General features: G+C 74.9%; 11 protein-coding genes. 4 read left to right on the top strand and 7 right to left on the bottom strand.

Annotation, left to right across the window (positions count from 1 at the left end; genetic code table 11):
- Positions 1 to 21: 21 nt before the first annotated feature.
- A complete protein-coding gene (gene clpB / locus ISOVA_RS01485) occupies positions 22 to 2,631 on the bottom strand; it encodes an ATP-dependent chaperone ClpB (protein WP_013837495.1) in 2,610 nt (869 codons plus the stop codon).
- A gap of 136 nt (positions 2,632 to 2,767) precedes the next feature.
- On the opposite strand from clpB, the gene ISOVA_RS16650 reads away from it, so the two are divergent.
- From ISOVA_RS16650 to ISOVA_RS01465, 4 genes are read left to right on the top strand one after another with little or no spacing between them, the layout of a single operon-like run.
- Positions 2,768 to 3,541, top strand: a complete 774-nt coding sequence (locus ISOVA_RS16650; protein WP_013837494.1) for an LppM family (lipo)protein — start codon at positions 2,768 to 2,770, stop codon at positions 3,539 to 3,541.
- Positions 3,541 to 4,530 carry an alpha/beta hydrolase gene (locus ISOVA_RS01475; protein WP_013837493.1) on the top strand — a complete coding sequence of 330 codons (990 nt, stop codon included), beginning with the start codon at positions 3,541 to 3,543 and terminating at the stop codon, positions 4,528 to 4,530. The genes ISOVA_RS16650 and ISOVA_RS01475 overlap by 1 nt, the downstream gene beginning before the upstream one ends.
- Positions 4,531 to 4,563: 33 nt before the next feature.
- A complete protein-coding gene (locus ISOVA_RS01470) occupies positions 4,564 to 6,165 on the top strand; it encodes an AlkA N-terminal domain-containing protein (protein ID WP_013837492.1) in 1,602 nt (533 codons plus the stop codon).
- Positions 6,162 to 6,683 carry a methylated-DNA--[protein]-cysteine S-methyltransferase gene (locus ISOVA_RS01465; protein ID WP_013837491.1) on the top strand — a complete coding sequence of 174 codons (522 nt, stop codon included), beginning with the start codon at positions 6,162 to 6,164 and terminating at the stop codon, positions 6,681 to 6,683. The genes ISOVA_RS01470 and ISOVA_RS01465 overlap by 4 nt, the downstream gene beginning before the upstream one ends.
- 10 nt (positions 6,684 to 6,693) lie before the next feature.
- On the opposite strand, the gene mnhG is transcribed toward ISOVA_RS01465, so the two are convergent.
- From mnhG to ISOVA_RS01435, 6 genes are read right to left on the bottom strand one after another with little or no spacing between them, the layout of a single operon-like run.
- Positions 6,694 to 7,080 (bottom strand): monovalent cation/H(+) antiporter subunit G, encoded by a 387-nt coding sequence (gene mnhG / locus ISOVA_RS01460; protein WP_013837490.1) that lies wholly within the window; start codon positions 7,078 to 7,080, stop codon positions 6,694 to 6,696.
- A complete protein-coding gene (locus ISOVA_RS01455) occupies positions 7,080 to 7,484 on the bottom strand; it encodes an MrpF/PhaF family protein (protein WP_013837489.1) in 405 nt (134 codons plus the stop codon). Before ISOVA_RS01455 ends, mnhG begins: the two co-directional genes overlap by 1 nt.
- Positions 7,484 to 8,050, bottom strand: a complete 567-nt coding sequence (locus ISOVA_RS01450) for a Na+/H+ antiporter subunit E (protein ID WP_013837488.1) — start codon at positions 8,048 to 8,050, stop codon at positions 7,484 to 7,486. The genes ISOVA_RS01455 and ISOVA_RS01450 overlap by 1 nt, the downstream gene beginning before the upstream one ends.
- Positions 8,047 to 9,648: a Na+/H+ antiporter subunit D gene (locus ISOVA_RS01445; protein WP_013837487.1), complete on the bottom strand. Its 1,602-nt coding sequence runs from the start codon at positions 9,646 to 9,648 to the stop codon at positions 8,047 to 8,049. The genes ISOVA_RS01450 and ISOVA_RS01445 overlap by 4 nt, the downstream gene beginning before the upstream one ends.
- On the bottom strand, positions 9,645 to 10,172 hold the full coding sequence (locus ISOVA_RS01440; protein ID WP_013837486.1) for a Na(+)/H(+) antiporter subunit C: 528 nt from the start codon (positions 10,170 to 10,172) through the stop codon (positions 9,645 to 9,647). The genes ISOVA_RS01445 and ISOVA_RS01440 overlap by 4 nt, the downstream gene beginning before the upstream one ends.
- Positions 10,172 to 13,039 carry a Na+/H+ antiporter subunit A gene (locus tag ISOVA_RS01435; RefSeq protein WP_186004582.1) on the bottom strand — a complete coding sequence of 956 codons (2,868 nt, stop codon included), beginning with the start codon at positions 13,037 to 13,039 and terminating at the stop codon, positions 10,172 to 10,174. The genes ISOVA_RS01440 and ISOVA_RS01435 overlap by 1 nt, the downstream gene beginning before the upstream one ends.
- Positions 13,040 to 13,115 lie beyond the last annotated feature (76 nt).

The raw sequence follows: 13,115 nt of genomic DNA, 5'->3' as shown, positions 1-13,115 counted from the left end.
GTGACCGGCGGGTGACCGCCGTCAGGCCGACTTGACCGCTCTGAGCGTGAGCCCCTCGCCCTCGCGGTCCACCTGGACGATGTCGCCGTCGGTGATGTCGCCCGAGAGCAGCTGCCGTGCGAGCCGGTCGCCGATCTCGCGCTGCACGAGGCGGCGCAGCGGGCGCGCCCCGTACGCCGGGTCGAAGCCCTCGAGCGCGAGCCACTCGCGTGCGGCGGGCGTGACGTCGAGCGTGATCCGGCGGTCGGCCAGCCGCTGGGCGAGCTGCTTGACCTGCAGGTCAACGATGCGGCCCAGCTCCTCGAGCGTGAGCGCGTCGAACACCACGATGTCGTCGAGCCGGTTGAGGAACTCGGGCTTGAACGACGCGCGCACGGCGTTCATGACGGCCTCGCGCTTCTGGTCGTCGTCGAGCGTCGGGTCGACGAGGAACTGCGAGCCGATGTTCGACGTGAGCACCAGGATGGTGTTGCGGAAGTCCACCGTGCGGCCCTGGCCGTCGGTGAGGCGTCCGTCGTCGAGCACCTGGAGCAGGATGTCGAAGACCTCGGGGTGGGCCTTCTCGACCTCGTCGAGCAGCACGACCGAGTACGGCCGACGCCGCACGGCCTCGGTGAGCTGGCCACCCTCCTCGTAGCCGACGTAGCCCGGGGGCGCGCCGACGAGCCGGGCCACCGAGTGCTTCTCGGAGTACTCGGACATGTCGATCCGGATCATGGCGCGCTCGTCGTCGAACAGGAAGTCCGCGAGCGACTTGGCGAGCTCGGTCTTGCCGACGCCCGTCGGGCCGAGGAACAGGAACGACCCGGTCGGCCGGTCGGGGTCGGAGACGCCCGCCCGCGAGCGCCGGACGGCGTCGGACACCGCGCGGACCGCGGCCGTCTGGCCGATGAGGCGCTCGCCGATGACGTCCTCCATGTGCAGGAGCTTCTCCTGCTCGCCCTGGAGCAGGCGCCCTGCCGGGATGCCGGTCCAGGACGAGACGACCTCGGCGATCTCGTCCGCGCCGACCTTGTCGGCGATCATGGGCGCCTCGTGGGCGACCTCCTCGGCCGCGCCCGTGTCGGCCTCGGCCCGCTCGGCGTCGGCCAGCTCGCGCTCGACGGCGGGGATCTCGCCGTACTGGATGCGCGCGGCACCCTCGAGGTCGCCCTCGCGGAGCTTGCGCTCGGCCTCGACGCGCAGCTCGTCGAGCCGGGCGCGCAGCTCGCCGACGCGGTTGTGGCCGGCCTTCTCGGCCTCCCACCTCGCGGTGAGCGCGGCGAGCTGCTCGCGCTTGTCGGCGAGGTCGGCGCGCAGCCGCTCGAGGCGCTCGCGCGAGCCCTCGTCGTCGGACTCGGACAGGACGACCTCCTCCATCTCGAGGCGCGTGACGGCACGCTGGAGCTCGTCGATCTCGACGGGTGAGGAGTCGAGCTCCATGCGCAGGCGCGAGGCGGCCTCGTCGACGAGGTCGATGGCCTTGTCCGGCAGCTGGCGGCCGCTGATGTAGCGGTCGGAGAGCGTCGCGGCGGCGACGAGCGCGGAGTCGGCGATGGTCACCTTGTGGTGCGCCTCGTAGCGCTCCTTGAGGCCGCGCAGGATCGCGATGGTGTCCTCGACCGACGGCTCGCCGACGAACACCTGCTGGAAGCGCCGCTCGAGCGCGGGGTCCTTCTCGATGTGCTCGCGGTACTCGTCGAGCGTCGTCGCGCCCACCATGCGCAGCTCGCCGCGGGCGAGCATGGGCTTGAGCATGTTGCCCGCGTCCATGGCACCCTCGCCGCCGGCGCCCGCGCCGACGACGGTGTGCAGCTCGTCGATGAACGTCACGACCTGCCCGTCGGACGCCTTGATCTCCTCGAGCACGGCCTTGAGCCGCTCCTCGAACTCGCCTCGGTACTTCGCGCCCGCGACCATGCTCGCGAGGTCGAGCGCGACGAGGCGCTTGTTCTTGAGCGACTCGGGCACGTCGCCGGCGACGATGCGCTGGGCGAGCCCCTCGACGACGGCGGTCTTGCCGACGCCGGGCTCACCGATGAGCACGGGGTTGTTCTTGGTGCGCCGCGACAGGACCTGGACGACGCGTCGGATCTCGGCGTCGCGTCCGATGACCGGGTCGAGCTTGCCCTCGCGGGCGAGGGCCGTCAGGTCCGTGCCGTACTGCTCGAGCGCCTTGTAGGTGCCCTCGGGGTTCGGGCTCGTGACGCGGCTGGAGCCGCGGACCGCGGGCAGCGACGCGCGCAGCGCCTCCACCGTCGCGCCCGCGGACCGGAGGATCTCGGCGGCGGGCGACTGCCCGGCCGCGATGCCGATGAGCAGGTGCTCGGTCGAGACGTACTCGTCGCCGAGGGACTGCGCCTCCTTGGCGGCGTTCTCGAGCGCGACGGAGGTCGCGCGCGAGGCGCTGGGCTGCGCGACGGTGGTGCCGGTCACCTGCGGCAGCGCGACGAGCGCGGCCCGCACCTTCTGCCCGATCTGCTGCGGGTTCGCGCCGACGGCCTCGAGTAGGCCGACGGCCACGCCGCCCTGCTGCTGCAGGAGCGCCGAGAGCAGGTGCACAGGCTCGAGCTGGGGGTTGCCCGCCGCGGACGCCGACTGCACGGCGTCGCCGATGGCCTGCTGCGACATCGTCGTGAACTTGGTGTCCATGGACCCTCCGGGATGAGCTGGGACGTCTGGTGGCGAGAACCGCCGCGAGGTTGAGTCTATTCCGCTCAACTTTGCTCGCCACCTGTGGGCCGGCGCGGGAGTGGCCCGCGTCGGTGGCCTGAGACATGCTGGGCGCGTGACCTCATCGTCCGGCGTCCGCCGCCGCCCGTGGCTCGCGGCGCCGCTCGCCGTCGCCGCCGCCCTCGCCCTGTCCGGCTGCATGAAGATGGACCTGGCCCTCACGCTCACCGAGGGGGACACGGCGTCGGGCACGTTCGTCGTCGCGTTCTCCGACGAGCTGGCCGAGGCCATGGGCGCCGAGCCGCAGGAGCTCTGGGAGCAGGGGTCCGAGGCGGTCGCGGGCGACCTGCCCGAGGGCGCGACCGAGGAGCCGTACGCCGACGGCGAGTACACCGGCGGTCGGTACACGTTCGCCGAGCAGCCCGTCTCGGAGCTCGGCGGCGTCGCGGGCGAGGAGCTCACCGTCACGCGCGAGGGCGACGAGTACGTCGTCTCCGGCGCCATGGACCTCACCGACGACACGGGCGAGCTCGAGTCCGCGCCGCCGGAGCTCGTCGACTCGTTCGACGCGCGCGTCGCGATCACGTTCCCGGGCGAGGTCGTCGACACGAACGGCGAGGTCGTCGGGACGAACACCGTCGAGTGGCGCCCGCCGCTCGGCGAGCGCACCGAGCTCCGGGCCCGCGGCTCGGCGGTCTCGAACGGCAAGGCCGGCGAGGGTGCGGCCGGCGGCGCGGGAGCAGAGGACGACGACGGCGAGGGTCTGCCGCTGTGGGCCGTCGCCGGGCTCCTGCTCGTGCTCGCGATCGCCGTCGCGGCCGTCGTCGTCATCGTCGCCCGCGCCCGGCGGCGCCGGGACGCCGACGGTCCCGGCGGGACGGGCTTCTGATGGGAGCGCGCGAGGGGGCATGGCGCCCCGACGTGCTCGGCGACGGCTTCGAGGCCCGGACGCTCGCGCTACCGGACGGCGCGGAGGTGACGCTCGTGCGCCACACTCCGTCCGTCGGGGACCCGCCGGCCCGCGTCGCGGTTCTCTACGTGCACGGGTTCGTGGACTACTTCTTCCATCGGCACGTGGCCGAGGCGTTCGCCGAGCGCGGCTACGCGTTCTACGCGGTCGACCTGCGCGGCCACGGGCGCTCGCTCTCGGCGCACCTCGACGCCGGCGGCGACCCCAACCTCGTCGACGACCTCGCCCGGTACGCCCGCGATCTCGACGCCGCCGCCGCCGCGGTGCGCGGCGCGGGCCACGAGACGCTCGCCGTGCTCGGCCACTCGACCGGCGGGCTCGTCGCCTCCCTGTGGGCGGACGCGCGTCCGGGCCGCGCGGACGCCCTCGTGCTCAACAGCCCGTGGCTCGAGCTCAACAAGGGCTGGCTCGAGCGCGTCCCCTTGACGTGGCTCATGGAGGTGGTCGGCCGGATCGCCCCGCGCCTGGTGATCGGGCGGCTCGGCGAGCACTACTGCCGCGCGCTGCACGTCGAGGGCGGCGGCGAGTGGGACTTCGACCTCACCTGGAAGCCGTACGAGGCGTTCCCCGTGCGGGCGGGCTGGTTCCGGTCCGTCCGGCGCGCGCACCGGCGGGTCGGACGGGGCCTGGACGTCCGGGAGCCGGTGCTCGTCCTCGCCTCCGACCGCACCGGACCCCCGGGACGGCACCCGGAGCTGCTCACCACCGACTCCGTGCTGCGCGTCGAGCACATCCGTGAACGGGCGCCCCGCCTCGGCACGGACGTGACGTACGTCGAGGTGGCCGGCGGCGCGCACGACCTCGCGCTCTCCCCCGCCCCCGCGCGCGAGAAGTACCTGAGCACCGTGCTCGACTGGCTCGACGACCGCCTGGGTACCCGGTGGGGTGCGGTGTCCGATTCCCGCTAGCCAGGCCGTGGTCGGGCACGCGACGATGGCGGCATGACAGCGACCGCGGAGACGACGACCAGCCCGGCGGACCCGGTGTTCGCCGAGCGGTACCGTGCGATCGCCGCGCGGGACGCCCGGTTCGACGGGCAGTTCTTCACCGCCGTGCGCAGCACCGGGATCTACTGCCGTCCGTCGTGCCCCGCGCGCACGCCCAAGCCCCAGAACGTCACCTTCTACCTCACGTCCGCCGCGGCGCACGAGGCGGGCTACCGCGCGTGCAAGCGGTGCCTGCCCGAGGCGGCGCCCGGCACGCCCGCGTGGAACCTGCGACGCGACGTCGCGGGCCGCGCGATGCGGCTCGTCGCCGACGGCGTCGTCGACCGCGAGGGGGTCGACGGGCTCGCGACCCGCCTAGGCTACACGCCGCGCCACGTCCACCGGCTGCTCGTCGCCGAGCTCGGCGCGGGGCCGCTCGCGCTCGCCCGGGCCCAGCGCGCGCAGACCGCCCGCGCGCTGCTCGTCGGCACCGACCTGCGGCTGTCCGACGTCGCGTTCGCGGCCGGGTTCGGCAGCATCCGCCAGTTCAACGACACGGTCGCCGAGGTCTTCGGCACCACGCCCAGCGAGCTGCGCGCGCGGCGTCGTCGGACGGACCCCGCCCCTGCACGCGAGCAGGGGGCGGCGGGCGAGGCCGTGGTGCTCGACCTCACGCTCCCGGTCCGCGAGCCGTTCGACGCGCTCGGCACGCTGACGTTCCTCGCGGCACGCGCCGTCGACGGCGTCGAGACGGCCGCGCTCGACGGGCCTGTCCTGCGTTACGCGCGCACGCTCGCGCTGCCGCACGGCCCGGGCGCCGCCGAGGTCACCGTCAGGCCGCGCGCGGTCGGCCGCACCGGCCGCGTCGCCCTGCGCCTCGAGGTGGCCTCCCTCGCCGACGTGCCGGTCGCCGTCGCGCGCCTGCGCCGCCTCCTCGACCTCGACGCCGACCCCGGCGCGGTCGACGCCGCGCTCGCCACGGACCCGGCGCTCGCACCGCTCGTCGCCGCCACGCCCGGCATCCGCGTCCCCGGCACGGTGGACCCGCACGAGACCGTCGTGCGGGCGATCGTCGGCCAGCAGATCAGCGTCGCGGCGGCACGCACGCACCTGTCGCGGCTCGCGGCGGCGGCCGGCACCCCCTACGCGTCACGCATCGGGGGCCTGACCCGGCTCTTCCCCACGGCCGCCCAGGTCGCCGACGACGGCGGCACGCACCTGCGCCTGCCCGCCCGGACGCGCGGGACCGTCGTCGCCGTCGCCCGCGCGCTGGCCGACGGCGAGCTCGCCGTCGGCGTCGGGGACGACCCCGACGCCCTGCGCGCGGCGCTCGTCGCCCGCCGCGGGATCGGCCCGTGGACGGCCGCGTACGTCGCGATGCGCGTGCTCGGCGACCCCGACGCCTGGCTCGACGGCGACGTCGCGCTCCTCGCCGGCGCCCGCGCGGCCGGCGTCCTGCCCGAGGCGGCCGCGGCACCGCACCGGGCGCTCGCCGCGCGCGCGGCCGCCTGGGCGCCGTGGCGCTCGTACGCCGCGGTGCACCTGTGGCGCGCGGCGGCACCGCTCGCCGCGCCGTCCACGACCACCAGCCCCCGTCCGGAAGGGACCGCACCATGACCGCCCGTGCCACCACGCTCGCCACGCCCGACGGCCCGTTCTCCCTCGTCGTGTCCGACGGCGCGGTCCTCGCCTCGGGCTGGACCGACGACGTCGCGTCGCTCGTCGCGCTCGTGCACCCCACGCTCCGCCCGTCGGACGTGCAGGAGGTCGACGCGGACGACGCGTCCGCCGACCCGGACCTCGCCGAGCCCGCGAAGGCGGTGGCCGCCTACTACGCGGGCGACCCGCACGCGGTGGGCCGGGTGCCCGTGCGGCAGCGGTCGGGCTCGTACCGCGAGCTCGCGTGGGACGTGCTGCGCCAGGTCGGGCCGGGTGAGCGCGTGACCTACACCGAGTACGCGGCGCGCACCGGCCGCCCCGCCGCGGTGCGTGCCGCCGCGGGCGCGTGCGCGACGAACGCGGCCGCGCTGTTCGTCCCGTGCCACCGCGTGCTGCGCAGCGACGGCTCGCTCGGCGGCTTCCGGTACGGGCTCGCGATCAAGGAGCGCCTGCTCGCGCGGGAGGCCCGCGCCTGAGGCGCGGTCGTCACGCCCCGGTGCCCGGAGGGCGCCCGTCGTCGGGCAGGGTGCGCCGCATGTCGTCGACCTCGAGGTCCCCGGGCGCGACCTTGCCCGTGCGGTACGCGGCGCGCCCCACCATGTGCGCGGCGACGGGCGAGGTGACGAGCTGGAAGGCGACGACGAGCCCGAGCATCGCGAGCACCGGCCAGCTGCGCACCCGCAGCGCCACCCCCGTCAGCACCAGGATCAGCCCCAGCACCTGCGGCTTGGTCACGGCGTGCATGCGCGCCAGCACGTCGGGGAAGCGCAGCATGCCGACGCCGGCTGCGAGCGCCAGGAACGCTCCGGCGAGGAGGCACACGGCCGCGACCGCGTCCGCGAGGAGCGTGACCCAGGTCGGTTCGCCGGCCATCAGCCCACCTGCCCTTCCGCGCCGCCGCCGTGGTGCTCGGGGTCGACCGCGGCGTCCCGGCCCTCCTGCTCCTCGGCGTCGCTTCGCGCGCCCTCGGCGGCCGACTCGCCGTGGCCGCGCCCGGCGCCCTCCTCGGGGCGCTCGCGCGCGGCGAAGCGCGAGATGACGACGGACCCGATGAACCCGACGAGCGAGAGCACCACGAGGATCGGGATGGTCTCGGTGCGCCGCGACAACGCCGCCTCGAGGGCGATGACGCCGACGAGCGTCGTGGTGAGGACGTCGAACGCGACGGTGCGGTCGAGCATCGAGGGGCCGCGCTCGACGCGGACGACCGCGAGCGTCGCGCCGACCGCGAGCATGGCCGCGGCGAGGACGCCCACGACGACGAGCACGTCGTCCATCAGCCCTCCCTTCCCGCGCCGAGCTCGACGCGCTCGAGCAACCTGCGTCCGGCGAACGCGCGCAGCACCCGCTCCTCGAGCGCGAGCGTGCGCTCACGGACGCCGTCGGGGCCGCCCGACCCCTCGAGGTCCAGCACGTGGAGGAAGAGCATCCCCGAGCGCCGCTGCGCCTCGACGACGACGGAGCCGGGCACGAGCGAGGTGATCGCGGCCGTCACGGTCAGCACGACGTCGTCCGGGTTGCGCAGCCGGACGCCGACGATGCCCGCGCGCGGCGCGGGACCGGGCCGGAACGCGAGCCAGGCCACCTGGAACGACGCGGCGAACACATCGACGGCGAAGTGCCCGAGGAGGCGCAGGAACGGCCACGGCCGCAGCGTCGTGTCGGCGGCGACGGCCGGGAGCGGGAACAGCACGACGGCGAGCGCCGAGACCGCGAGCCCGCCCACGACGTTGGCCCACGACAGGTCGCCCCACAGCACGATCCACACGCCGGCCAGGACCAGCAGCGTGGGCCAGTGGATCCGCAGCCGCAGCACGCGGCGGCGCAGGCGCTGAGGGCTCACGAGTCCTCACCCGCCTGGGTCACGTTGTCGGAGTGCCCGGTGCCCCGGTCGGCGCCGCCGGGGAAGACGGCGTCCACGTACGTCGTGCCGTCCATCGACGTCGCGGCCGCACGCTCCGCGTACCCGTACAGGGGGCCCGCGACGAAGGTCAGGGCCAGGCCCGCGCCGACGAGCACCGCCGTCGGGCCGACCATGCCGCGCGGCAGGTGCGTCGCGTCGTCGGACCGCTCGACCACCTCGTCCGGCGGGGTCTGCCAGAAGGCCTTGTTCCACGCCTTGACGACCGCGTAGAGCGTGAGGAGCGAGGTGAGCACCGAGCCGGCGACGAGGGTCCAGGTCAGCGGCGTCCCGAGCCGCGCGCCCTCGGTGAGCAGGCCGACCTTGCCGAGGAACCCGGACAGGGGCGGGATGCCGACGAGGCTCATGGCGGGGACGAAGAAGAGGATCGCGAGCCCGGGCGCGACGCGGGCGAGCCCGCCGAGCCGCTCGAGCGACGTCGACCCGCCGCGGCGCTCGACGAGCCCGACGACGAGGAACAGCGTGGTCTGCACGGTGATGTGGTGGACGACGTAGAAGATCGCGGCCGCGGTGCCCGCCTCCGACGCCATGGCGACGCCGAAGATCATGAAGCCGATGTGGCTCACGAGCGTGAACGACAGCAGTCGCTTGACGTCGTCCTGCGCGACCGCGCCGAGGATGCCGACGAGCATCGTGGCGAGCGCGAGCACGAGCAGCACCTGGTCGACCACGGGCTGGTCGCCGAACAGCACGGTCTGGGTGCGGATGATCGCGTACACGCCGACCTTGGTGAGCAGGCCGGCGAACACCGCCGTGACGGGCGCGGGCGCCGTCGGGTAGGAGTCGGGCAGCCACGCGGACAGCGGGAAGATCGCGGCCTTGATCCCGAACGCGAGCAGCAGCAGGAGCTGCAGCGCGAGGCTGACGGTCGGGTCGACGTCGTGCAGCCGCTGCGAGACCTGCGCGATGTTCACCGTGCCGGTGGCCGCGTACACGAGCGCGACCGCGGATAGGAACAGCAGCGAGGACACGAGCGAGACGACGACGTAGACCGACCCGGCGCGGATGCGCTCGCCCGTGCCGCCGAGCGTGAGCAGCACGAACGACGCCGCGAGGAGGATCTCGAACCCGACGTAGAGGTTGAACAGGTCGCCCGAGAGGAACGCGTTCGACACGCCGGCGGCCAGCACGAGGTAGGTCGGGTGGTAGATCGCGACGGGCACGATCTCGGCGACCCGGCCGTGCCCGTCGATGGCGGCCTCGCCCACGACGCCCTGGCCCATCGAGTACAGCAGGACGCACAGCATGACGGCGGTGCTCACGGTGAGCATGAGCGCCGAGAGCCGGTCCGCGACGAGCGGGATGCCCACGGGCGCGGCCCACCCGCCGACGTCGACCACGACGGGCCCGGCGTCGGCCGCGACGAGCAGCAGGACCGACGTCAGGGTCGTCGCCGCGAGCGCCGTCGTGCTGATGACGCGCTGCGCGCGCGTGTGCCGGTGCAGGGCGAGCGTGAGGCCTGCCGCGCAGAGCGGCAGCAGGACGGGCAGCGGCACGAGCGAGTGCAGTCCCCAGCTCATCGCGCTCCCTCCCGACGGCCGTCCCGGGCGTCGCGCCCGGGCTCGGCCTCGTCCTCCGAGGCCACCTCGTCCTGCGCCTCGGCCGCCTCCTCGGCGAGCGTCTCGCCGGTGTCCTGCGCGTCGAGGTCGGTGAACGACGGCGCGTTCGCCGCGGCGGCGCGCGCGATGCGCCGGTCCTCGACGTCGTCGGCGACCTCGTCGTGACCGTGGAGCTGCCACGACCGGTACGCCATCGCGAGCACGAACGCCGTGAGGGCGAGCGCGATGACGATCGACGTGAGGATCATCGCCTGCGACAGCGGGTCGCTCATGGGCTCGCCGTCGGGCGCGGTGCCGACGATCGGCGCCGAGCCGGCGCGCCCGCCCGCCACGAGCAGCGTGAGGTTGACGCCGTTGCCGACCAGGACGAAGCCGAGCACGACCCGGGTGAGGGACCGCTCGAGCATGAGGTAGACCCCGACGGCGACGAGCACGCCGATCACGGCCACGAGCGCCAGCGACGCGGTGTTCTCGAGCACGACCATCAGACCGCCCGCCCCTCGATCTCGGCCTGCCGGTCCAGCTCGGCGCCCAGCGTGCGCAGGATGTCGAGCACGAGCCCGACGACCAGCAGCATGACCCCGACGTCGAAGAACAGCGACGTCACGAGGTGGATCTTGCCCAGCACGGGCACGTGGAGGTCGACGATGAAGCTCTCGAGCACCTCCTGGCCCGCGACCATCGACGCGAGCCCCACGCCGGCCGACAGGAACAGGCCCGTGCCGAGCAGGAGGCCCGGGTGCACGGGCGCGGCCTCGCCGAGCTCGTACCGCCCGCCGGCGAGGTACCGCACGGTGAGCGCGATGCCGACGACGAGCCCCGCGGCGAAGCCGCCGCCCGGCGCGTTGTGCCCGCTGAAGAGCAGGAACAGCGCGAACACGACCATCGCGTGGAAGATCGCCCGCGTGACGACCTCGAAGAGGATCGACCGGCGGCGCGGGTCCTGCGTGCGGCCCGCGGCGAGCCACACGCTGCGCGTGTGCCGGTCCTCGTGCTCGACGTCGTCCGCCTGCGCGAGGCGCAGCACCTTGCCGCTGCGCTGGCGGAGGAACACGAGCGAGGCGATGCCGGTCGCGGCGACGAGCAGGACGGACAGCTCGCCGACGGTGTCCCAGGCACGGATGTCGACGAGCGTCACGTTGACGACGTTCTTGCCGCCGCCGAAGACCTCGGCCTCCTCGGGGAAGTCGACGCTCACCGGCGTCGCGACGCGCGCCGACGACGCGAGCACCGCGAAGCCCATCATGACCACGCCGGCGACGCCGCCGAGCACCATGCGGCCCCAGCGCGACGCGCGCAGCGGGCGGTCCGAGAAGTACGGGGGCAGGCGACGCAGCACGAGCACCATGACGACGATCGTCACGGTCTCGGCGAGCACCTGGGTCAGGGCGAGGTCGGGGGCCCCGTGGAGCAGGAAGAGCGCCGCGTTCCCGTAGCCGGCCGCCCCCACGAGCAGCACGGCCTTGAGGCGCCGGCGCGCGCGGGCCGCGAGCAGGACCGCCACGGCGACGACCGCCGCGACCGCGGCCTGCGCGGGCCGGTCCCAGGCGACGACCTCGACCGCCGGGCCGCCGCCGTCGGACCGGCCGACGAGCCCGACGGCGAGCGCCAGACCCGGCCCGAGCGCGAGCACGACGAGGATCACGGCGAGGTAGAACGGCAGGGAGCCGCGCTGGGTGAACGCGGTGACGTCGGCCGCGAGCTCGTCGAGGCGCCGCATCGAGCGGCGGTAGACGAGGTCGGCGCCGCGCGGCGACCACAGGCCGGCCTGCCACCGCTCGACCCGGTCGCGCTGCCAGAACGCGAGCAGCCCCAGGGCGAGCACGACGGCGGTCACGATCAGGACGGGCGTGACCCCGGCCCACAGCACGAGGTGGCCCGGCTCGCCGGTCGGGTACGTGTCGGCGTACGGGGCGAGCAGGCGCTCGCCGACGCTCGGCACCACGGCCACGGCGAGGCCGCCGAGCGCGAGCGCGGCGGGCGGGGCGACGAGCAGCGTCGGCACGCGGCGGCGGGGCCCGGTCCGCACCTCCTCCCCCTCGGGTGCGGTGCCGGCGGGCTTGGTCGCGAACGCGCCCCACCAGAACCGCAGCCCGTAGGCGACCGTGAGCACCGAGCCGACGACGACGGCCCAGAACGCGACCTGGCCGAGCGGCCCGTGCCCGTGCGACAGCGCCTCGAGCGCGGCCTCCTTGGCGACGTAGCCCGCGAACGGCGGCAGCCCGATCATCGACGCGGTCGCGAGGCCGGCCGCCGCCGCGGTGAGCGGCATCGTGCGCCACAGCCCGGAGAGCCGGCGCAGGTCGCGCGTGCCGGTGACGGCGTCGACGGCGCCCGTGACGAGGAAGAGCGCCGCCTTGAACAGCGCGTGCGCCCCCAGCAGCGCGAGGCCCGCCAGCGCGGCGCCGCGCGTGCCGATGCCGAGCAGCAGCACGAGCAGGCCGAGCTGCGAGACGGTGCCGAACGCGAGCACGAGCTTGAGGTCGTGCTGGCGCAGCGCCCGGTAGCCGCCGAGCAGGAGCGCGCCCCCGCCGAGCACGACCACGAGCGCCTGCCACACGGGCGTCTCCCCGAACGCGGGCGTGAAGCGGGCGACGAGGTAGACGCCGGCCTTGACCATCGCTGCCGCGTGCAGGTAGGCCGAGACCGGGGTGGGGGCCGCCATCGCGGCCGGGAGCCAGAAGTGGAACGGGACGAGCGCCGACTTGGTCGCCGCACCGACGATCAGGCACACCGCCGCGACCGTGACGGCGGTGCCCGACGGCGGGTCGGCGACGACCTCGGACACCCGCCACGACCCCGACGCGACCCCGAGGATCACGAGGCCGACGAGCATGACGAGGCCGCCCGCCGTCGTGACGACGATCGCCTGCATCGCGGCCCGCCGCGAGGACTTGCGGTCCGCGTGGTGGCCGATGAGCAGGTAGGAGAAGACGGTCGTCAGCTCCCAGAAGACGAAGAGCAGCAGCAGGTCGTCCGCGACGACGAGCCCCGCCATCGCGCCGGCGAAGGCCGTCAGGACGCCCGCGAACCGGCCCATGCCGTGCGCGTCGCGCGAGAAGTAGGCCGCGCAGTAGAGCATGACGATCGCGCCGACGCCGCCGACCACGAGCAGCAGGAACCACGACAGCGTGTCCAGGCGCAGGTCGACCGCCAGGTGCAGGCCTGGGACCCAGGGGACGTGCGTCGTCGCCGCCTCGCCCTCCATGACGCGCGTCGTCCACGTCAGCGCGTACGCGGCGGCCGAGGCCGGCGCGAGCGCCAGGACCCAGAACGCGCGGCGCCCCCACCAGGAGACGAGCACGGGCGCGCCGACCGCCAGCACCAGATGCGCCAGCAGCACGAGCAGCACGAGCGGCACGAACTCTCCGTCCGTCAGGGGGCGGGGGCTTCCTACTGTAGCGGGAGGGGCCGCGCCGGCACGGCCC

Origin of the sequence: Isoptericola variabilis 225 (assembly GCF_000215105.1) — a bacterium.
In the GTDB taxonomy this organism is placed as follows: Bacteria; Actinomycetota; Actinomycetes; order Actinomycetales; family Cellulomonadaceae; genus Isoptericola; species Isoptericola variabilis_A.
This window is presented reverse-complemented; position numbering and strand designations above follow the sequence as displayed.

Bases quoted from the DNA above. Each gene is read 5' to 3' on its own strand.
- clpB (WP_013837495.1), bottom strand. From the start codon at position 2,631: ATGGACACCAAGTTCACGACGATGTCGCAGCAGGCCATCGGCGACGCC.
- ISOVA_RS01475 (WP_013837493.1), top strand. From the start codon at position 3,541: ATGGGAGCGCGCGAGGGGGCATGGCGCCCCGACGTGCTCGGCGACGGC.
- ISOVA_RS01470 (WP_013837492.1), top strand. From the start codon at position 4,564: ATGACAGCGACCGCGGAGACGACGACCAGCCCGGCGGACCCGGTGTTC.
- ISOVA_RS01465 (WP_013837491.1), top strand. From the start codon at position 6,162: ATGACCGCCCGTGCCACCACGCTCGCCACGCCCGACGGCCCGTTCTCC.
- mnhG (WP_013837490.1), bottom strand. From the start codon at position 7,080: ATGGCCGGCGAACCGACCTGGGTCACGCTCCTCGCGGACGCGGTCGCG.
- ISOVA_RS01455 (WP_013837489.1), bottom strand. From the start codon at position 7,484: ATGGACGACGTGCTCGTCGTCGTGGGCGTCCTCGCCGCGGCCATGCTC.
- ISOVA_RS01445 (WP_013837487.1), bottom strand. From the start codon at position 9,648: ATGAGCTGGGGACTGCACTCGCTCGTGCCGCTGCCCGTCCTGCTGCCG.
- ISOVA_RS01440 (WP_013837486.1), bottom strand. From the start codon at position 10,172: ATGGTCGTGCTCGAGAACACCGCGTCGCTGGCGCTCGTGGCCGTGATC.